Source organism: Paenibacillus sp. BR1-192, assembly GCF_029542445.1.
GTDB classification, from domain to species: Bacteria; Bacillota; Bacilli; order Paenibacillales; family Paenibacillaceae; genus Paenibacillus_AQ; species Paenibacillus_AQ lautus_A.
On record NZ_CP120718.1, the window covers coordinates 6885133 to 6905883 of the forward strand.

The 20751-nt window shown below is 53.4% G+C and carries 18 protein-coding genes and 1 other annotated feature; of the genes, 12 read left to right on the forward strand and 6 right to left on the reverse strand.

Annotated features, from left to right (window positions below; all coding sequences use genetic code 11):
* Nucleotides 1-14: 14 nt before the first annotated feature.
* Both P0X86_RS31610 and P0X86_RS31615 read left to right on the forward strand, forming a co-directional pair.
* The gene (locus tag P0X86_RS31610; RefSeq protein WP_277747317.1) at nt 15-1133 is read left to right on the forward strand and encodes a spore germination protein; all 1119 of its coding nucleotides are present in this window, start codon (nt 15-17) and stop codon (nt 1131-1133) included.
* On the forward strand, nt 1120-2325 hold the full coding sequence (locus P0X86_RS31615) for a Ger(x)C family spore germination protein (RefSeq protein ID WP_277747318.1): 1206 nt from the start codon (nt 1120-1122) through the stop codon (nt 2323-2325). Before P0X86_RS31610 ends, P0X86_RS31615 begins: the two co-directional genes overlap by 14 nt.
* A gap of 41 nt (nt 2326-2366) precedes the next feature.
* Here P0X86_RS31615 and P0X86_RS31620 read toward each other — a convergent pair whose 3' ends face one another.
* Nucleotides 2367-3782, reverse strand: coding sequence for a hypothetical protein (locus tag P0X86_RS31620; RefSeq protein ID WP_015737942.1), 1416 nt, complete (start codon nt 3780-3782; stop codon nt 2367-2369).
* 166 nt (nt 3783-3948) lie between these two features.
* Between P0X86_RS31620 and P0X86_RS31625 the strand changes: the two genes are divergently transcribed.
* From P0X86_RS31625 to P0X86_RS31645, 5 genes are all read left to right on the forward strand, one after another.
* A complete protein-coding gene (locus P0X86_RS31625) occupies nt 3949-4650 on the forward strand; it encodes a response regulator transcription factor (protein WP_277747319.1) in 702 nt (233 codons plus the stop codon).
* Nucleotides 4647-5654 (forward strand): sensor histidine kinase, encoded by a 1008-nt coding sequence (locus P0X86_RS31630; RefSeq protein ID WP_277747320.1) that lies wholly within the window; start codon nt 4647-4649, stop codon nt 5652-5654. Before P0X86_RS31625 ends, P0X86_RS31630 begins: the two co-directional genes overlap by 4 nt.
* Before the next feature lie 193 nt (nt 5655-5847).
* Nucleotides 5848-6618 (forward strand): ABC transporter ATP-binding protein, encoded by a 771-nt coding sequence (locus P0X86_RS31635; protein WP_277747321.1) that lies wholly within the window; start codon nt 5848-5850, stop codon nt 6616-6618.
* A complete protein-coding gene (locus P0X86_RS31640; protein ID WP_119850904.1) occupies nt 6593-8524 on the forward strand; it encodes an FtsX-like permease family protein in 1932 nt (643 codons plus the stop codon). Before P0X86_RS31635 ends, P0X86_RS31640 begins: the two co-directional genes overlap by 26 nt.
* 2 nt (nt 8525-8526) lie before the next feature.
* The gene (locus tag P0X86_RS31645; protein ID WP_277747322.1) at nt 8527-9612 is read left to right on the forward strand and encodes a DUF418 domain-containing protein; all 1086 of its coding nucleotides are present in this window, start codon (nt 8527-8529) and stop codon (nt 9610-9612) included.
* A gap of 133 nt (nt 9613-9745) precedes the next feature.
* On the opposite strand, the gene P0X86_RS31650 is transcribed toward P0X86_RS31645, so the two are convergent.
* Nucleotides 9746-11101 carry an aminotransferase-like domain-containing protein gene (locus P0X86_RS31650; RefSeq protein WP_119850902.1) on the reverse strand — a complete coding sequence of 452 codons (1356 nt, stop codon included), beginning with the start codon at nt 11099-11101 and terminating at the stop codon, nt 9746-9748.
* Between the two features lie 130 nt (nt 11102-11231).
* Here P0X86_RS31650 and P0X86_RS31655 point away from each other — a divergent pair, with 130 nt between their 5' ends.
* Together P0X86_RS31655 and P0X86_RS31660 are read left to right on the forward strand one after the other, a co-directional pair.
* Nucleotides 11232-12488 (forward strand): MFS transporter, encoded by a 1257-nt coding sequence (locus tag P0X86_RS31655; protein ID WP_277747323.1) that lies wholly within the window; start codon nt 11232-11234, stop codon nt 12486-12488.
* Between the two features lie 13 nt (nt 12489-12501).
* Nucleotides 12502-13107: a DJ-1/PfpI family protein gene (locus tag P0X86_RS31660; RefSeq protein WP_119850900.1), complete on the forward strand. Its 606-nt coding sequence runs from the start codon at nt 12502-12504 to the stop codon at nt 13105-13107.
* A gap of 71 nt (nt 13108-13178) precedes the next feature.
* Here the strand turns inward: P0X86_RS31660 and P0X86_RS31665 are convergent, their stop codons facing one another.
* The gene (locus P0X86_RS31665) at nt 13179-13985 is read right to left on the reverse strand and encodes a phosphotransferase family protein (RefSeq protein ID WP_277747324.1); all 807 of its coding nucleotides are present in this window, start codon (nt 13983-13985) and stop codon (nt 13179-13181) included.
* Between the two features lie 25 nt (nt 13986-14010).
* Complete coding sequence (locus P0X86_RS31670) at nt 14011-14466, reverse strand: SgcJ/EcaC family oxidoreductase (RefSeq protein ID WP_277747325.1); 456 nt, start codon at nt 14464-14466, stop codon at nt 14011-14013.
* Nucleotides 14467-14695: 229 nt separating this feature from the next.
* Between P0X86_RS31670 and P0X86_RS31675 the strand changes: the two genes are divergently transcribed.
* Together P0X86_RS31675 and P0X86_RS31680 are read left to right on the forward strand one after the other, a co-directional pair.
* A complete protein-coding gene (locus P0X86_RS31675; RefSeq protein WP_277747326.1) occupies nt 14696-15526 on the forward strand; it encodes a MerR family transcriptional regulator in 831 nt (276 codons plus the stop codon).
* A gap of 184 nt (nt 15527-15710) precedes the next feature.
* The gene (locus P0X86_RS31680) at nt 15711-16475 is read left to right on the forward strand and encodes an SDR family oxidoreductase (protein WP_277747327.1); all 765 of its coding nucleotides are present in this window, start codon (nt 15711-15713) and stop codon (nt 16473-16475) included.
* Nucleotides 16476-16593: 118 nt separating this feature from the next.
* Here the strand turns inward: P0X86_RS31680 and P0X86_RS31685 are convergent, their stop codons facing one another.
* Both P0X86_RS31685 and P0X86_RS31690 read right to left on the reverse strand, forming a co-directional pair.
* Entirely contained in the window at nt 16594-18174 is a 1581-nt protein-coding gene (locus tag P0X86_RS31685) for a sigma-70 family RNA polymerase sigma factor (RefSeq protein ID WP_481858223.1), read from the reverse strand.
* A gap of 64 nt (nt 18175-18238) precedes the next feature.
* Entirely contained in the window at nt 18239-19210 is a 972-nt protein-coding gene (locus P0X86_RS31690) for a hypothetical protein (RefSeq protein ID WP_277747329.1), read from the reverse strand.
* A 120-nt stretch (nt 19211-19330) separates the two neighbouring features.
* Nucleotides 19331-19607: a binding site (T-box leader), on the forward strand.
* Nucleotides 19608-19658: 51 nt separating this feature from the next.
* Between P0X86_RS31690 and trpS the strand changes: the two genes are divergently transcribed.
* Nucleotides 19659-20642 (forward strand): tryptophan--tRNA ligase, encoded by a 984-nt coding sequence (gene trpS, locus P0X86_RS31695; protein ID WP_119850894.1) that lies wholly within the window; start codon nt 19659-19661, stop codon nt 20640-20642.
* Nucleotides 20643-20751: the final 109 nt, after the last annotated feature.

Consider the following 20751-nt stretch of genomic DNA (forward strand, 5'->3'; position numbering starts at 1 on the left):
ACGAGGTGAGGACCATGAGCAGCTCCAGTTTACAGACCAAAGACCAAATTACCACTTCCCAGGCCGCCGTCATGATCATTAACTACATGCTGGGCGCCGGTATTCTCACGCTCCCGAGAACGACGGTAGAGGCTGCCAAAACCCCGGATGTATGGATATCCATTCTAATCTCCGGCATGATCATCATGCTGGCCGGATTCATCGTCGTGATGCTATGCCGCAGATTTCAGGGAAAAACCTATTTTCAATTCGTGCCCGAAATCACTGGTAAATGGGTGGCCTTCCTGTTGAGCTTGCTGGTCATTGCTTATCTCATTACCATTTCTGCTTTTGAAATCCGGGTGATGGCGGAAGTTACGGGGCTATACCTGCTTGAGGGCACACCCGTATGGATCATCGTGATGACGTTTATGTGGATCGGTCTGTATTTGACCACAGGAGGGATCAACTGCATCGCCAGAATGTACGAGATCATTTTGCCCATTACGCTGTTGTTCTTCATTATTGCAATTCTGCTGAGCAGCAGCATATTCGACGTCAAAAATTTAAGGCCGGTGCTTGGCTCGGGCATCATGCCCGTGCTGAAAGGGATTAAACCCTCGCTGTTATCGTTCACCGGTTACGAGATCATGTTTGTTGCCATGGCGTTCATGAAGTCGCCCAAGAAAGGCACCAAGGCTATGCTCGTCGGTATTACGGTTCCCATGGTGATCTATTTGATCACCGTCATCATGGTCATTGGCGGGCTCTCCATTCACGGCGTACAGAAGAGAACCTGGCCCACGCTGGACTTAATGCGGAGTTTCGAGATGCAGGGCTTGATATTCGAGCGCTTTGAATCCCTGCTGCTTGTCATCTGGATCATGCAAATATTCTCGACCTTTACGGTCGCGCATTACGCAGCCTCGCTAGGGCTCTCCCAGCTGCTGAAGAAGAATATACGCCCCATCCTCTTCATCATGCTTCCGGTGATCTTCCTGATCGCCATGGTGCCGAAGGATGTGTCGGAGACATTCAAGCTGGGAGATACCGTAGGTTATATGTCGATATATTTATTCGGAGGACTGCCGCTCATCCTATTATTGATCAGTAAGGCCCGCAAGAAAGGGGGAAGCCGAAATGAACAGATATAAACGATGCGTGTCGATAGTAACGGCCAGCGTCCTGCTGCTGCTGACAACCGGATGCTGGAGCAGCAACGAGATCGAGGATGTCAGCGTCTATGTAGGTTTAGGACTGGATGCAGCGAATGAATCCCGATTCGAACGGGAGATCAACCAACAAGGGGCGACCTACCCCAAAAGGAAAGTGCTGACGGCGACGGTTCAGATCGTGCCCCCGATTACGAGCAAGAGCGAGAAACAAGGCGGATCCAGCTCGTCTTCACCCAGCAAAGCCTATCTGAATGAACAATTAACGGGAGATTCCCTTATTCAGATCTTCCGCCAGTTTGCTCTGCGAAGAGACCGTCCGTTGATCGGCCATCATCTCAAGGTCATCGTCGTCTCAAGCGAACTCGCCAAACGGTACAGCCTGGAGCAGATTCTTGATTTTATTCTCCGGGATAATGATATCCGCCCCAGCTGCCTGGTAGTGGTGAGCCACCGGAGTGCACTTGAAGCGTTGAGCTCCACCGAACCCGGGGAGATCCCAGCTTTCTACTTGATGGGTCTTGTCGATAACCGCTATCGTTCCAACAAAATCCTTCCCCCGATGTCACTCATAAAGCTGGATAGCACCATGCAGTCGGGAGAGAGCTTCCTGCTGCAAAATGTCGTCACCGCCCAAAGCGAGCATAAATTCTCGGGTGCCGCCGTATTCAAAGGCAATACCAAGAAATTTATCGGGGAACTGAGCCAATATGATCTTGAAGGCTTATCCTGGATCAAGGAGGACGTGAAGGGAGGGGCGCTGAAAACCTACGCGCATAAAACCGGACATACCGTTATTTATGTGCCCAAGAATTCCCACAGCACCATTATCCCCAAGGTTCAGGGAGACGAAATATCATTTCATATCAAGGTCCGTTCGGAAGGCAGATTAATCGAGGATTGGAGCTTTCCGGAGATTCCCACAACCGAGCAATATATGAGAGAGTTGGAACGACTGTTTGAAGAAGAAGCCCGTAAACAGATCGAACAGGTTTTGGATAAAATGCAGCATGTCTATCATGTAGACGTTGGGGGCTTTGCCGATCAGATCCGAATCAAATATCCAAAATTGTGGAAAAAAGTAGAGAAGGATTGGGATGAAACCTTTAGCCATATCCCCATTACGTATGAAGTCGACATGAAGATCACGGACTTCGGTTCCTCAACGGATTAAAGAGCGCTGACGCAATACCGTCAGCGCTCTTTTGCCTTGGCTTACACCAAAAACATCGCAACGACCGTCGTCACGGCAAGGCCTAGCAGCACCGGCTTCAGATTCCGTCTTGCCAGCTCGAACGGGCTGACCCCGCAGATGGCTGCGGCCGGAATCAGTGCCCATGGAATGAGCGTCCCGCCGCCTACCCAGATGGCGGCAACCTGGCCGAGCGCGGTCAGGGTAGCCGCACCTGAGCCGATGGCCGTGGCAAACAACTGCGCGATCGAGCCGGCGAGCGATATGCCGGAGAAGCCCGAACCGTCCAGACCCGTAATGGCACCGGTGATCGTCAACGTCACCGAACCCACGGCGCCGTTCAGCGGTACAGCATTCGCAAGGGCAACCCCCAGGTCGTTCACGATCCCATGGGATGCTTCCGGAAGCACTTTGCCGAACAGATCGCTGAACGCAGCATCCCCCAGATAGAAGAAAGCCGCAATGGGAATGACGGGACCGAACACCTTAAATCCGAACATGAAGCCTTCGATCAAATACGAGGTGACCTTCTCCAAACCGCGGTTGCGATGAGCGACCAGCGCAATGACGCCGAGGATCAGGACGGCTGTTCCGCCTACCAGGGCCGTCGCATCTCCGCCTTGCAGCTTCAAGATGAACATGGCCGCGACGTCTGCCGCGAACAGGAGCAGGATCGCGATGGCCAGCCATTTTTTCATGCCGGGAGAAACGGCTGCAACGGTATCATCCTCGTCGGTTCGCGTGGTCAGCGCGTCTCCCGTGCTTTTGATGGAGACCAATCCATCCCTCCAGCTGCCATTGCGCTGATCTCTCTTCATCATCCAAAATGCCGCCACGGTCGTCACCAGCCCCATCACGATCACGAGCGGCACACTCGCGGCCATGACGCTGGCTACAGGCAATCCGGCTGCATCGGCAGTCAATTTAGGCGCGCCTTGAATGATATAATCCCCCGATAGCGCGATGCCGTGCCCGAACAGATTCATCGCCACGGCTGCTCCCAGGGCAGGCAAGCCGACCCGGATGGCAACGGGAAGCAGGACCGCCCCGATTAACGCTACCGCCGGTGACGGCCAGAAGAAAAAGGAGGTCACCATCATGATGATGCCGATGCCCCAGTAAGCCATAGCCGGAGTACGGAGAAAACGGGTTAGCGGGGCCACCATCGTCTCGTTGATCCCCGTCTTGATCAAGACCCGGCTCATCGCCACGATAATGGAAATAATCATGATCGTGCCCATCAGCTCTTTGGTCGCGTAGATAAATGAATTAAATACGCCGGAGACCGAGCCGCTCAGCGTCTCCGTTGCCAGAATGCCGAGCGCGAATATTCCGGTAATGCAAACCAGCGTCGTATCGCGCCGCCGGATCAACAGCGTCATGATCAATACGATAAACGCCAGGTAAACCCAGTGAATCGCGGTTAGATGAATTCCCATATGAAGCCACGCCCTTTCCCAGGCAGCAGGTTTTGTGTGACTACATCATATGCATGGGCCTGGGCAAGGGTTCATGACCCGTACTTATCATACGCTTACGGATCTCCGAAGAAGGGTGTGGTATAGTGAATGCAAGCCCCTGCTTTGCGTTAAAGGAGTTGATGACATGTATACCATTCTGATTGTGGAAGACGATGAACGAATCGCGGATAAACTAAGGTCAGCGATCTCCAAATATGATTTCAACGTACGGATTATCGAAGATTTCAACCGCGTGATGGACATTTTTGCGGAGACGAAGCCGGATCTGGTTCTGCTGGACGTCAATCTGCCGAAATACGACGGATTCTACTGGTGCCGGCAAATCCGCACCCAATCCCACTGCCCGATCATCTTCATCTCGGCACGCGACAGCGGCATGGACCAGATCATGGCGCTCGAAAACGGGGCCGATGATTATATTACGAAGCCGTTTGACATGGAGCTTGCCCTGGCCAAAGTCCGCAGCCACCTGCGCCGCGCGGTCGGCGCCTATGCCTCCGGCCAGGAGGAGGAGCCTACCGTTGAAAGCGCCGGTCTCCTCCTGTATCCCGAGCGACTCCTCGTGACCTATGGAGACCGGTCGGCCGAGTTGACTCAGAAGGAAGCTGCCCTGCTGACGATGCTCATGGAAAAAGACGGCCGCGTGGTCAGCCGCGAACGGCTCCTGGACCTCATGTGGGAAGATCAGCACTTCATTGACGACAATACGTTGAATGTTTATATTACGAGGGTTCGCCGCAAGCTTCGTGAACTCGGAGCCGGGGATCTCATCGAAACCGTCCGGGGAGCAGGCTACCGGTTCATGGCAGGCAAGGAGACCCTATGAAACTTTTTTTGAGGGAGCACCTCCCGCTCATGCTGTTTTTTGCCGTTCAAATGCTGCTTGTCCCCCTGCTGTACTGGCTTACCGGTGAAGGCAGACCCTTTACTGTCGTACTATACGGGGTACTGTTGAGCAGCGTCGTGCTGCTGGTCTATCTGGTGTACCGGTATCTCTCTCATCGCACGATGTATCAAGAGCTTTCCAGCCAGGAACTTTCGGAGGAGTTCTCCAATCCTCCTCTGGGCGATGCGCCGCTGCCGGAAGCGATCCACGAGCGGATCAGCCATTATGAACGCTTATACCGGGAACAGCTGCATCGGCATCAAAGCGGAACCGACCAGCATCTGGCCTTCGTCAACCGCTGGGTTCATCAGATGAAGACCCCGCTGTCGGTGATTCAATTAACGCTCGATGAAGTCGAAGAAGCACCCGCCGAACATATACGGGAAGAGCTTGAACGAATACGCAAAGGCCTCGAAATGGTGCTGTATACTGCACGCCTGGACCGGTTCGAGCAGGACTTCGCGGTAGAAGCCGTCGGACTCCGTGCCGCGGTCAGCGAATCCGTCGTGGAGAATCGAAAGCTATTCATTCGCAAAGGGATTACCCCGGTGTTTCGCATCGATGATCGGATCTCCGTCTACACGGATGCCAAATGGTTTCGATTTATGCTGGGTCAAATTCTGACGAACGCCGTGAACTACTCCGGCAGCCCCGGCAAGAAGATTCAATTCACTGCAGAAGAAGCAGGGAAACACATCAAACTTCGTATCCGCGATGAGGGGATCGGCATTGCACCGGAGGACATCAACCGGGTATTCCATCCCTACTTCACCGGCGAGCGCGGCCGGCAATATCATGAATCCACCGGCATGGGCCTGTATCTAGTCCGTGAAATCGCCCATAAGCTTGACCATTCCGTCGAACTGGAATCCACGCTCGGTGAGGGAACCACCGTTACCTTGACGCTGCGCAGAGCCGAAAACCAAGACACATCCGGACCTTAGGTGTGTCTTCTTTGTATTGGGGGAATGACTAGACCACCAACTCCACGCCGATAACCCCAGGATACGAACGGAATATGCGAACATAACCTTATGGCAGATGTAAGCTTCATTTCACCTAAATCCATAGCAGAGTCAGGTCAGTATACGATAGAGTTAGGCTACACTGAGATTATAGAAAGGAGCCTATGGATTTATGGATATTCTTGAAGTAAAGGCTTTAAACAAAGTATATGCGGGCAAAGTGGCGACACAAGCTCTTACCGATATTCATCTCACCATCAAAGAAGGAGAATTCGTCGGCATCATGGGGCCATCCGGCAGCGGTAAAACCACCCTGCTGAACATGGTATCCACCATCGATCGCCCAAGCTCGGGCGAGGTCAAGATCGGGGGTAAAAATCCTTACGCCATGAAAAAAAGCGAGCTTGCCCATTTCCGCCGCAGACAGCTCGGCTTTGTATTCCAGGATTTCAATCTGCTCGATACGCTCACGGTCGCCGAGAATATCGTGCTCCCGCTTACGCTGGACCGCCGTCCGCTTAAGGACATGGAGTCGCTACTGCAGCAAACCGCTTCACGGCTTGGCATCCGCGAAATTCTGAATAAACGCGTGTATGAGATTTCAGGAGGTCAACGACAGCGCACCGCGATTGCCAGGGCTATCATCAGCGCGCCCCTGTTACTGCTTGCGGATGAGCCTACGGGAGCGCTCGATTCCAACTCCTCTCGAATCGTGATGGAGTCGCTCGCCGAGATTAATGAGCGGGATCGTACCACTTTAATGCTGGTTACGCATGATCCTCTGGCCGCAAGCTATTGCAACCGCATCGTTTTTATTAAAGACGGCAAACTTGCCGCAGAGATACACCGCGGAGAGAACCGGCAGGCCTTTTTCCAAAAAATCATCGATACGCTATCGTTCTGGGGAGGGAATACGAGTGAGCTTTCCTCAATTCGCGTTTAATAACGTCCGGCGGAATGCTCGCCAATACTTCGCTTACCTGCTGAGCAGCTCATTCATGGTCATGATTTTCTTTACGTATGCGGTATTCATCTACCATCCCGCCATCGAGAATTCGCCCATGGGCGCGATGACGCGTACGGGAATGACGATTGCCACGGTCATCGTCTATGTGTTTGCCTTCTTGTTCGTACTGTATTCGATCAGCGTCTTTCTGAAGTCGCGGAACCGGGAGTTCGGCATTCTGACGATCCTGGGGGCCGAAGCCAAACAGATCAACTGGCTGATTTTCCTGGAGAATATTCTGATTGGCGCTATTGCCATCGTATCGGGCATCGCCAGCGGAATGCTGTTATCCAAGGTGTTCCTGCTCATCAGCACCAAGGTAATCGATATGGACGAGCTGCCGTTCTATTGGCCGGTCAAAGCGATGCTGCTGACCGCCGGTGCGTTCGCTGCGCTGTTTCTCGTCATTTCGCTCTTCACCTTGTTGTTTATCCGGAAGAATCAAGTTCTGGAGCTTCTCAAAGGCACCAGCAAACCGAAAACCGAACCGAAAGCCAATCTGTTCCTGGCCCTCTTAGGCGTGGTGCTGCTTACCATCGGCTTTACCGTCCTTCGTGTCAAAGAGTTAGACCCTGCGGGATTGATCATTGCTGCGATAACCGGAATTATGGGCACGTATTTCTTTTACTCCCAGCTATCCGTGTGGATTGTCCGCATGCTGCAGCGAAATCGCGGGACTACCTGGAAAGGAACAAACCTGCTGTGGATTTCCGAAATGAGTTACAAGATTAAGGATAATGCCCGCATGCTGTTTCTGGTCACGGTTGTGGTTGCACTGGCTTCCATGAGCACCGGTTTCGTACTGGCCATGCAGCAATCGATCAAATCGGTGTATTTGGATAATCCGTACGCGCTTAGCTACACCTACTTTAGCAATGCCGACGAGACTAAGGTGCAGGAAGAATTGGACCTGATTGAAAATCGTCTGCAGACAGAAGGGCTGGAGTATAAACGGGCGGAGGTCGAAACCATCTACTATCGCTTGTCAGCGAATGGGGAGGACTCCTTACACATCATGCCGCAGTCCCAATACGACCGTTTGGCTGCCATGATGAATACCAAGCCGGCCGGGACATTCGGCGAGAATGAAGCCTTATTGGCGGAAACCCCGACTGCAGCGAGGAAGAGTAAAGGGAAGCTAACGGAAGCAGATATCGAATTATCCGGTCAACCCTACTCTTTCATCCTGGAGAACCGCACAGACCGGATTGCGGCTTTGGTATATAGCGGCAGATTGCTGGTCGTTACGGACACCATGTTTGAAGAGCTAAGGGGCGGGAACAACGCAAATGAAATCAGTGTGAATCATACGTATCCGTTTATTTTTCTCGATTCCCAAGGACTCCCCCAGAAGGATGATCCTGAAACCAAGCTCGGGCTTGAGCTGTCGGAATGGAACAGAAGTGCAATCAGTGAAGGTTATATAGAATCCAGGGCGGAGAACTATTATGTCAATAAACAAGGATTTTCGTTATTCAGCTTTATCGGGGTGTTTGTCGCCTTGATCTTCTCGATCTCATCCGCAAGCTTCCTGTATTTCAAGCTGCATACGGAGCTTTCAGCCGACCAGGCGATGTACCGTTCCCTGTCCAAGATCGGACTCAGCGCCCGAGAGATGAACATCTCTGCAACGATTCAGATTGCCGTGCTGTTCTTTATCCCCATTCTGGTTGCAGCCCTGCAGTCCTTAGTCGTGCTCGGCCCGGTTCTTGGATACCTGGATGCTCCATTTGTAAGCGGTCCTGTATTGGTGGCATCATCGGCATTCTTGGCTGCCCAAATGATATATTTCCTAATCGCCAGAGCCCGTTATATTAAATCCGTGAACGGGATGATGGTGTAAATATGCATACAGGGAAAATCGACGCCGTGGCTCAGCAGCCTATCTTAGGAAAGGGGCGCTTGCACTTTTTAGACCAATTCAGGGGGTTTGCCCTGCTTGGCCTCCCGTTTGTTAACGTATTGGCGCTCTGGCTCATCGCTACGCCGGAAACCGCAGCGGATTTTTGGCTGCAGCGAGGGCTTAACTTACTTGTGGAAGCCCGATTCTATACCATCTTCACGTTCCTGTTCGGACTTGGATTCTACATGTTTCTATCCCGAAGCGCTACAACGGGTGGAAAGCCAAGGCTTCGGCTGTATATTCGCCGGTTAGCGATTCTGGTGCTGATCGGCTTCATCCATCAGCAGTATCAATCGGGCGAGGCATTATTCTATTATGCGGTTGTTGGCCTGCTTGCGGTTCCTCTTTATTGGGCTCCGAGAAGAATTAAACTTCTTATCGGATTGGCGGGATTTGTTATAGCGGCCGTTATGGGCGTCAAACTCCTTACCATCCCTTTCCTGATCATATTAGGCCTAGCTGCAGGCCAATATCGATTACTTGATGCGATCAACAAGGGATTAAGATTACGCTCGTTGCGCATGATTTGGATACTGTCTCTGTTAGGAACGATTTTGGCCATCAGCGCCATGTGGTGGGTAGCGCCTTCCGAGCCCATGCCATCGTTTCTGTTCGAGGTAGCAGGCGAGACGCCGTCACCAACCATGGAAGCCGCCTTTACACTGGCACATATCGGGGTGGCGACAGGCCCTCTCGTATCCGTATTTTATCTAAGCTCTCTCTTAATGCTTGGGCGTACCCGCGTAGGTGCGAAGATGTTATATCCGTTACAGGCATACGGGCGCATGGCGCTTACCAACTACATTGGGCAAACCGTCTTTCTGGTAGGTATTCAGCGCCTAATACTGAACACCACACCGACGACTTATGTCGTGTCCACGCTCGTTTCCCTGGGGATTGTGATCTTCCAGATCATAGCCAGCCATCTGTGGATGCGTTGGTTCCAATACGGACCTCTGGAATGGTTGTGGCGATGCGGTACCTATTGGACCCTCGTGCCGATTCGCAAAAAAACAGGAGACCTATAGGTCCCCTGTTTTTTGGGGTTTGTTTTTGCCGGATGACGGAATCGATGATCATGCTTAATTTCGGAAGCAGCCACGCTGCAGGTTTTCCAAGTGTTCTCCTCACGCTGCTGCCCAGCTTGATCCGCCATTCCTTCTACCTCATCCGCCGCTCTAAACGCCGTATTTCCTCCTCGATCACGATCATTCCCGCCTCGATCCGGGGTTTCTCCACCCCGATGATACATAACCGAATCCGGTCATTGCGCTGATTCTCCGGCAGCAGATGTTGATCCACGTTCGTAACCGAGATACTTCTCTGCAGCAAGCGATCCTGAAGTGCGGATGCCTTTACATACTGGGGCAACCGAATGGTGATGAACACGCCCGAGGAGGGGCACGTATAGTGAATGCCGCTGCCGAAGACACGGGCACATACCTCGATGGCATAGTGCATCTTCTCCCGGTAATGCTCCCGGATGCGGGCTGCATGGCGCTTGTACATGCCGCTCTTAATATAAAGTTCAAGCGCGCCTTGGGAGAGGATCGGCGACGATATGTCTGCGGCGTTTTTATGCCTAATAAACGGATCCAACAGCCGATCCGGAAGAAGGACGGCGCCCATTCGAATGCCTGGCAGGATCGTCTTCGAGAAGCTTTTGACATAGATGACATGGTCCGACTGATCCAGTGCGTACAACGGGTCGACCTTCGAATCTTCCTCCAGGTCCGCCAGATAATCATCCTCCACGATATAGACATCATACTGCCGGGCGAGATCCGCGATACGCCTCTTCTGCTCCAGCGAATACGAGGTGCCTAACGGGTTGAGGAATCGTGGCACCGTGTAGAACAGCTTGATCTGTCCGCTGCAAAAATAAGACTCCAGCACCTCCAGGTCGATACCATGCTCATCCCGATGGATGCCGATCACCGGACAGCCTGCAACGCGCGCCGCCGCCAAGAAACCGAAATACGTCGGCTGCTCCACCAGGACCGCCCGTCCCTCCTCACCCGGGAAAGGCATGCGCGTCAGGATCGAGAAGGCCTGCTGAGCCCCGGTCACCACAGCGATCTGATCAGGTTTAGCAAACATTTGCTGCGCATGGAAGTACCTGCTCAGCTCGTTCCTTAACGAGGAAATTCCTTTCGGATCGGTGTAACCGAACAGCTCCTCCTTGTATAAGGAAATCGCCTTACGCAGGCAGTGCTCCATCTCCTGAAACGGCAAAAAATCGCCCCGGGGCGTCGTTGAGGCGAAATCAATCGGCTCGGTTTCCGTCCGCTCAGAGGCTGGGCCCCTCCCCTCCACGAGATAGTAACCGCTCTTGGGTACCGGGTAGATGACATCATCGCGCTCCAAGGTCTGATACGCACGAACGACCGTATTGGGACTGCAGGAGAACATTTGGGCCAAGGCTCTGACCGATGGCAGCTTATGACCTGATCGGATATGCCCCCTCTCCACTTCACGGATCATATGGGCAACAATTTGTTCGTGCTTCGTGTCCATCCCGCTTCTCCCCCTGTATTGATACAGTTGCTCTAAATTGTCCTGTTCATTTCCGATTCCATGATTAAAATTAGCTTATTGCATGACATAGCGGAAGTAAAGACTTGGGAGAGGGGCTGACGGGGTTGCGATGAAAAGAGACCGGGGTTATGCATGGGTCATTCTCATATTTCTATGGATGCTGGGGTTTGCGGCGGCCATCAGCCGGTTTGTCATGTCTTATTACCAGCACGAAATGGCAAGGGATTTAAGCGTCGACCTCACCTTTATCAGCTTCACCTGGTCCGTTAACATTGCCGTTGCCGCCGTCTGTTCTCCGCTCGGCGGATGGTTGACCGATCGCTACGGTCCCAAAAAAATGATGCTCCTGAACGCCCTGTTTGGCGTGATGTCCATGCTGACCGTGCTTACGTTTCGTCATCCGGCAGGATTCTTCCTGGGGCTCGGGCTGCTCTCCGGCCTCTCGGGCATGGCTGCAAGTACAGGTTATGTCGTGGTCACAAGCTGGTTCAGCCGCCATAAAGCGAAGGCACTCATGATCATGACCAGCGCGAGCTCGCTCGGCCTGGCCGTATTGACGCCTCTATTTGTCAGCAACCGAGACTGGCTCGATTGGACAACGGCATTCACTTTCACCTTATGGATCACGCTTGTATCCATACCGCTCACCTTGCTTATCATGAAAGAACGAAAGCGCGAAGAGCACGAAGCCGACCCCTCCGCTGCTGAATCGCCCCCAACTGCTGGGAGGCCACGGATCCTCCCGATCGCCAAGGAGATGGTAACCAGCCGAACCGTGCTTCTGGTGGTCTTCGCTTTGTTCACATGCGGTTTCAGCATGGGAACGGTTGAAATGCACCTGATGGCCATCCATCGCCATCATCAGATCAGTTCGGTAATGTTCACGTCCTCACTGAGTATTCTCGGTTTGCTTGAGCTGACGGGCGGACTGCTGTTTGCCTTCCTCCTGGACCGGATGTCGAGGAGTTTGGCCTTGTCCTTCCTGTACGTATTTCGAATCGTGGCCTTTACGGTGCTGTATCTGCACTTCAGCGCTTCTCCGATCCTCTTCTCGGTCATCTTCGGAGCCAGCTATTTAGGCGCCATTCCGGGCGGCATTCTGGTAGCCGGCGAGGCCATGGGCCATCGCTCCGTTGGATTGCAGGCCGGAACGCTGCTTATTTTCCATCAGGCTGGCGCCGTTCTCGGCTCCTTCTCCGGCGGATTCCTGTATGACCTTACGAACAGCTACCAAGCGCTGATCGGGATCAACTTGATATTCAGCGCTCTGTCGGCCACGGGCTATTACCAGATTCATCGTGCGTCGAATCGAAGGCGTTCCGTTCCAGGTCAGCCGGGCGGCGCCAGCTTAAAAAAATCACTATAGGCAGGTGTTTTTGATGAAAATGGCTTTCATTCTATTCCATGGCATGACGGCGCTGGACCTGATCGGCTTCACCGAAGTCATGACCCGGCTTGCCCGCATCCGTCCCGAATCGGATATATCCTGGGATTATTGCGCGTTGAGCACGCAAATCACCGATGATCGCGGATTGGCGTATGTCGTATCCCGGGTCAAACCGGATCTTTCGGAATACGATCTGCTCTTCGTGCCTGGCGGCTTTACCACGAGGGAGCTAAGATACGACCCCGATGTGCTGACTTGGCTGCAGACCGCCCGGGAAGCCAACCATCTCGTATCCGTCTGCACCGGATCGCTGCTTTTGGGCGCGGCCGGCTTGCTGGAGGGCAAGCGGGCTACCACCAACGCTTCGGCTTACGAGCTATTGACACCCTACTGCAAGGAAGTTGTTCAAGCACGCATTGTACAGGACGGCCGTCTCTTTACGGGCAGCGGAGTGTCTTCGTCTATTGATCTCGGCCTATATGTGCTCGAAAGGCTAACCGATGCAGCAACGGCGGAACGGGTGCAGACGGATATGAGCTACCCCTATTACCGGACGGGAACCTCATCCGCGGTATATGATGCGAAGACAGGCATGTGAATCCGGAGTGCGGTGACCGGGGAACTTACCCTATATGGAAGCCGCTCTCCCCCGCAGGAATCACGATTTCATTACGCATAAGCACGGAGCCGGTCATCAATCAGCCTGAGCAGCCAATCTCTTTCTCCGGGAACATCCTCTCTCAGCCTGGCCGCTGCAACGGGCAGCATCCACCGGTCGATATCCTCCAGCTTCGCACGGGATAATCGGCAGTACTCGTTCAGGTATACTTTATTCCACAGCATGCGGGCCATCCGAAGCGGAAGCACCAGGATGCCCGGCTGATCGACCGGGTTAAACGGCGATTGGAACATGAGCGATGTCCTGGCGACGTCGCATAGCGGGTTACCTACATGAGCGTTGTTCCAGTCGATCGCCCGGCATCCGTTCTCCGCGACGATCACATTGTCCGGGTGAAAGTCGCCATGGCAGATGGAATCGCCTTCCGGAAATGAATCCAGCACCTTGCATATGGCCTGCGCTTTTTCTTGCAGGATGCCGCTTGCATCGAGAATCGCGTGTTCCAGCTTTTCCTTTTGCGGCGGCAGCAGGCTGGTCGTGCAGCTGTGCGTCGCATGCTGGAGCTGCGCCATATCCCGGGCGCACTTCGTTAGCTGAAGCGGTGCCGATTGAACCTGCCGCAGCATCGACGGTCCCGTAATTCGTTCATACACCAGCCCCGTACGTCCTTCAATATCCACCATGTCAAAGACCGAAGGGGCGGGGACCCCCGCTTCCGCAACGATGCGGCCCATCTCCGCCTCATACGTCACCCATTCCGGGCGATACCCTTGATAATACAGCTTTAGTGCCTGAGTCTCTCCCCATTCATAGACCTCTGCACTCCTGCCTTTTCCAATCAGCGCACCCTTCTTCAAAAGCTCATCCTCCACATTTTTTATGTCAGCTGGATTTTGAATTCGAACGCATCATCATCCGCTGAATCCAGCCTGGCTTCTGAATCCGGCAGTTATGAAACGCCGATATCTTCCATTCCCCGTTCACTTTGACCAGCACGTTGGTATTAATGGAATAGCGGCCGGTGGGCGGCTTCTTATGGAATCTGAGCTGCACCGCTCCCGTAGCCTGAGCTATCGCAAGCTCCGGGGTCAGGAAACGCAGCTGCGTCGGGGTCGGTCCCGCTACCAGTTTGGAGTCGCGGAGCACCCCGTCCCACAGCTTCTGATGAACCTCATCGATCTCTTGGCGGCCCTTCAAGTGCTGTCCGCTAAACGTCACGTAATCCGCATCATCGGTAAAGCATTCCGCATAAGCCCGGCCATTCCCTTCTCCCCACGCCTTGGACAGCGAATCGAATAATCTCAGGATCGCCTGACGATCCTCGTGCGTTCCGTTCATCAGCTTATCTCCTTTCTTGCTATTAAGGGGATATCACTAAACCTTCTTTGAACACATTGTACGATAATCCGGCCGAACAAAATTCCCGCCCCAGAATGAAAACAGACTCGGTCTTGGGACCGAGTTGTTCCTTCAGATCCGGCGAGCTGCGTTCTTTACGCAGGCAGGAGAGCGGGATATGATATCGTTATCCATGAGAGACCGAATCATAAAGGAGGTAGCAAACGGTATGATGAAGATCAGCGTTTTCGCCAAGGTCAGCGGCGTTTCCATCAAAACATTGCGCTATTATGATGAGCTGGGCCTATTAAGGCCCGCCCATGTTGATGAGCAAAGCGGATACCGTTACTATTCCGAGGAGCAGCTGCTAACCGTTAAGCGGATTGCCTCCTACAAGGAACAGGGGTTTACCTTGGAACAGCTCAAGGCTTTTTTTGACGAGGATATAGGAACCGATGTCGTAAAGAACAAACTTGCGGATAAAATGACGGAGCTTCGACATGCGATGCAGACCCTCCAGCTGCAGCTGGATGAGGTGAACAGCAGAATGTCGCGCTTGGAGCCATCGGAAGCCGGTGATCCGGCAGGCTTCATCCGTATTCGGGAAGTCCCATCCCAGCTCGCCGCATCGATTCGCGACCAAGTCCCCCGCAGCCAGCTATGTCTCTTGCTTGATGAGATTATGAAATATGCGACCTCTTATGGAGAAGAGGAAGCTAGCCAGTTAACCATCCTTTGGCATGATCACGGCAGCGAGAATGCCGACATCGCCGACATCGAAGTCGCAATCCCCATAACCAGGGACATACCTGTTAATGGCCGTGTTCGTGTGGACTACCTGCCGATGCTTCAATCTGCCGCATCTCTTGTACATCGTTGTGATCCGTACGGTTATAGCTGTCCTGTTGCACCCGAGCTTAAAGCATGGATTTCGTCCCAAGGCCTCGTTCAATCGGACCGGGAGCCGATCCTCGAAATCTATCTCACCTCGGATAAAGATATCTATGGCAAGAAGCGCCCCGCAGAATTGCTTATTCCCTTACAAGGCAACGCGTTGTAACCCATCCTTATCCTGATAGGCTGCCGGAGCGCGCCTCAGCCCTGCCTCCATCCATACTTGCAGCAGCGGTAATCTGACATGACTTTTGTTCATGAAAAAAGCTCTAGAACCATCCCCCTCTTGACTCTCCCCCTAACCGGAGAGTGTACAGTAGCTTTAAATCAAACAAGAGGAGTGGAGTTTCATGAAACGATTAGACAACAAAGTTGCATTGGTTACAGGCGGAAGCCGAGGAATCGGCAAAGGAATCGCGCTTCGGTTGGCGGAAGAAGGGGCATTGGTCGTTGTTCATTACGGAAACCGCCGGGATGCTGCGGATGAGGTTGTCCAGACCATACAGGTTCAAGGCGGGCGAGCTATCGCCTTAGGTGCAGGGTTGGAATCGGTAGATGGAGCCAAGGGGCTTATTTGTTCGCTGAGGGAGGAGCTGCTGCGTGTAACGGGGGACCAGCATTTCGATATTCTGGTGAATAACGCAGGTATCGGAACCTCAAAGACCTTTGAAGAAACGACCGAGGAGAGCTTCGACGAGCTGCTTGCCGTTAATGTAAAAGCACCGTTCTTCCTGGTCCAACAGGCTCTGCCGCTCCTGCGTGACGGCGGGCGCATCGTCAACATCTCCTCCGGTGTGACGCGTATCGCCTATCCGCATATCATGGCTTACAACATCACCAAGGGAGCCATCAATACGTTCACCTTGCACCTCGCCAAGCTGCTGGGTCCACGCGGGATCACGGTGAATGCGGTTCTTCCGGGCATCGTGGATACGGACGTGAATGCTGCATGGCTGCATACGCCGGAAGGGCAGCAGCATGCCGCAGAGATGTCCGCGCTTGGCCGAATCGGTCTGCCGTCGGATATTGCGGATGTCGTCGCGTTTCTGTCATCAAGCGACGGGCGCTGGGTCACGGGGCAGATGGTCGATGCAACCGGCGGCTCTCATCTGTAACTATGAAAAGAGCTATCCTTGCTTGGCATTAACGCCAGAAAGGATAGCTCTTTTGCTATATTTTACTGTTAATCGGATTCGCCACTCTGCTCAATATCGCTCTTTTCCTATGTCTTCATTAATCGGATTCGCCCATCCGCACAACCAAATTTCGCTCCGGGTCCCAGCGCCATGACGGATTCTTCCCTCGAACCTGCAAACCTCCTACCCATTTATCGATCGTTCCGGTGCAGGCATAGTCGGTCTTACCGGCTAGTACCTCATGCCCCAAACTCGTCACTTGCAGCACCCGATCTTGGAAATGGGGTACAGCCCGTTTGAAGTCCGGAAACGACGCTGTACCGTCTATAGCCAGCAGACTCACCGGTCCCTCCGTCATCTTCTTCAAATAGTGCCAGAACTCCAGATCTCCCATTCCGAGTACATGGAGTTGGTTACCTACCTCTCGGAACAACTCATGCGGCTTATGGATTCCGCCTGCAACAGCCTCCAACGTCGTCTGCTCGATGATCCCGAGTCCATGGCTCACAGAGGGCAGCCGTGCCAGATGAGCCTCAAACGCAGCCCTCGCAAAAGGCAGTGCCGAGGAATCCACCTCCAGCATGCGCTGATGTTTCTCCGGCCGATCCGAGGTATAGGCTTCCCACAACATGCTGCCCAGCATAAGCATTTCTTCTCCAATCGCATGCCATGTGCCGGATAAAGTCTCGAGCTGCTCCGTGCTAAGCTGCCCCAGCCCGCGAAAAAGCTCAATGCCCGGGTAGGCGCCAATGCACAGCAGACTCAGCTTCGTATTTCCCAGTGACTGTTCCTTAAACCAATGCAGTAAATAGGCCAGCATGGTCTGGTCAAACAGATCATGCTCAAACCAGAGCACAACTTCGTCATATTGCTGAAAATCCTGAAGCTTCCTCTCCTGCAACTCGCAGGTCCCGATATATTCCTTCTGCGGAATCCCCAGCGTTTGCTCCAGGTACTGAGCTCTTGTTCTTCGATGATCCGGCTCGTCCATCTTCGTGAAGACCGGACCAAACGAATAAAGCTCCCTCCACACCAGGATGTCCCCTTGAATATTCCCTTGCTTCAGCTTATCCCCTACCGAATCCCCGTTAACGATATGCAGCATGCGTTTTCCTCCCTTATACAGATCGGTGAACACCGATACAAAGTCGGCTACGTGCAGCGTGGTCTTCAGCTTCCGTCGGGCATCATAAAGTCGCTTCTTCAAAGCCGGCAAGGAAATGTCCAAGTATTGCGAGATCTCCCGCAGGCTGTAGCCTTGAAAGTAATAAAGCTGTACGGCTATCCGCATGCCGGATGGCAGGTCGGCGACCGTGGCATGCAGCTGGCATACCATCTCTCTCTTTTCCACAACCGACTCCAAGCTACGCTGTTCTCCAGCAGGCAGCTCCACCTCATGCAGCGGAAACGTCTGCAATTGCTTGCGGCGCAAGTCCCTGTAACACTGCCGCTCTACGATCACTTTGAACCATCCGGGGAAACGCCGGGGATCCTGCAGCTTATGCAGATTCGCAAAGGCCTCCGTAAAGGCCTCCTGTACGGCGTCCTCCGCCAAATGGGAATCCCGCAGCTTATCGTAGGCCACGGCCAGTGCCATGCCGGTAAAATGCCGGACCAAGCTTTCCTGAGCTTCGGCACTGCCCCTCCGGGCTTCCTCAATCCACTGGATCACGCTCACTTCACCTCCCTCTCGGTGTCTCTATCCCTTAAGTGCCGATCTAAATGAAAAAGGTTACCTCTCTTCAGGAAATGATCCTCTGCACCGGATGGATGATATATCGAAAATTCTCCATGGCCTTCGCCGGAGCCTCCGACACACGGTTCCAATGATGATAGAAACTGAACGGGAATTTGAACAGATGGCCGAAGTCCCAGTCGATGACATCCCCGTCGATACCCGCCCAGTACTCCGGCTGATGCGGCAGCCAAGCCGATCTTGGAGCCTCCACGAGTGGCAGCCGATCCACCGGAGACACGATTCGGATCGGCTCTGCAGGATCCAGCTGGCGGCTGGCACGGAGCACCTTCACGATTTTGAGCAGACTCGGCAAGCCTCTGTGGAAATAATCATGATGGCCAAGATCGTACAAGATGTTTAAGGCATGCGAGTACGTCAGCATATGCCCCATCAAGTCATGATGGGCTTCCGCGCGGTAGATCACCGAATAAGAGGCCAGCTCGTTCAAAATGAAGGCCGACAGCTGATCGCTGTCCGTTATCTCCGATATCCCGTCAAGTTCATCCAGGGTCAACCGTTTGACCTCGGCTGCAGAATATCCGATCCAGGACCTTCCCGGAATCGTCTTCGCGAAAGAGCTGATTAACTCCGCAATATCGGCTGCTTCATGGCGTAGACCGCCTCCAAGCTCGTGGAGTGCAGCCAGGCTTATTGCGGCATAGATCACATTGTGCCCGACCCAGTGCAGCCCATCAATCGTATCGTCAAGGGCCGCAAGAATCCTTGATTCGGCACTTCCCACACTCACGCTTTCCCCTGTCGCCGTTCCCGTCTGCAAATACTTGGCGATCATCCTCTGGTTCTCCGCCGCAACGGCCTCCTCGACCTTCCCGGGCAAATGGTTTGCCTTTATAAAAAAGTAACCCGCGATCGCGGCTGCTCCGTAATGGGCCTGCCAGATATCCCCGGTTTGCCTTCTGCACTGCGACAGCATGGATAATCCGTCCCCAAGAATCGCTCTGTCCTTATCGCTCATCCTGACCCCCCGATTCCTTCTTGACATTCACCTAACACCTGTGTGATGATACTCATCAAATCATCTTGTTCTCTATTCTCATCGAACAGAGCTGCACAGATGAATTTAAGAACAACATACCACACGGCTATGAGAAGAAATAGTAGCTTATCTCTTGAGTCCAAGCGAACCGGCGAATGGTGCGAGGCCCGGTACTCCGGAATAAGTGAATGGATCTTCTCGCTTCAACCCGAACCTCCGAGCTGTGCCGGAGCAGTAGGCCTTGACGGCTCTCCACCGTTACTTTGGGAGATATGGCAGGAATCATGGTGCATTGCCCCATTTCCTCGTCATTGCTAAAGAGCGACTGTACAGTCGAATTTGGGTGGTACCGCGGAAGTTACACTTCGTCCCATAGAGGGATGAGGTGTTTTTGTGTTGTTCGCAAACAATCAGGAGGTGTTTTTTTATGCAACGGTTGTTGTCAGGCATCAAGCCGAGCGGAGATTTGAATATTGGCGGATATGGAGGTGCCCTCCGTCAGTATGTGAAGCTGCAGCATGAGTATGAGTCCTATTTCTTCGTGCCGGATCTGCATGCGATCACGGTCTATCAGGATCCTGTGGAGCTGCACCAGCGGACGCGCGACATTGCCGCGCTGTACATTGCGTCGGGCATTAACCCCGATAAAGCGACGATCTTTCTGCAATCGCAGGTCCCCGCGCATGTAGAGCTCGGGTGGTTGCTGGAGACGCAGGCGCATTTTGGTGAATTAAAGCGCATGACCCAATTCAAGGAGAAATCGGACGGAAAAGATACCGTGAGCTCCGCGTTGTTTACGTATCCGGTCCTCATGGCTGCGGATGTGCTGCTCTACCAGGCAACGCACGTGCCTGTCGGTGACGACCAGAAGCAGCATCTGGAACTGACCCGCGATGTGGCCGAGCGCTTCAACAACCGGTATGGCCGCACGTTTACGGTGCCTGAGCCGATCATTCAGGATATTGGCTCCCGCGTCATGGGGCTTGACGATCCGTCCAAGAAGATGAGCAAAAGCAACCCGAATAAGAACAGCTGCGTCCACATGATGGATACGCCGGAGGATATCCGCAAGAAGTTCTCCAGGGCCGTTACCGACTCCGATGGCCAAGTCCGGCATGACTGGGAGCAGAAGCCGGCGGTCAGCAATCTGATCGAAATATATTCCGTATTCTCCGAGGAAGCTATCTCCGTCATCGAGAAACGGTATGAAGGCCAAGGATACGGCACGTTCAAGAAGGAATTAGCCGAAGTGGTCATCGAGAAACTTCAACCGATCCAGGAGCGGTTCCACCAAATCGTGAATTCCTCCGAGCTTGACCGCATTTTGATGGACGGAGCGAAGCGGGCTTCCGAAACCGCTGGCCCAACACTGCTTGCCGCCAAGAAAGCGATGGGATTGGTCACGTTCTGAAAGAACCGAGAGGGCGTCCCCTTGATTCCTGTTTCCTTATCGGAAATCAGAACAAGGGACGCCCTGCTTATTTTTGTTGGCTTGCCTTTGACGTTGGACACAAGCTTCT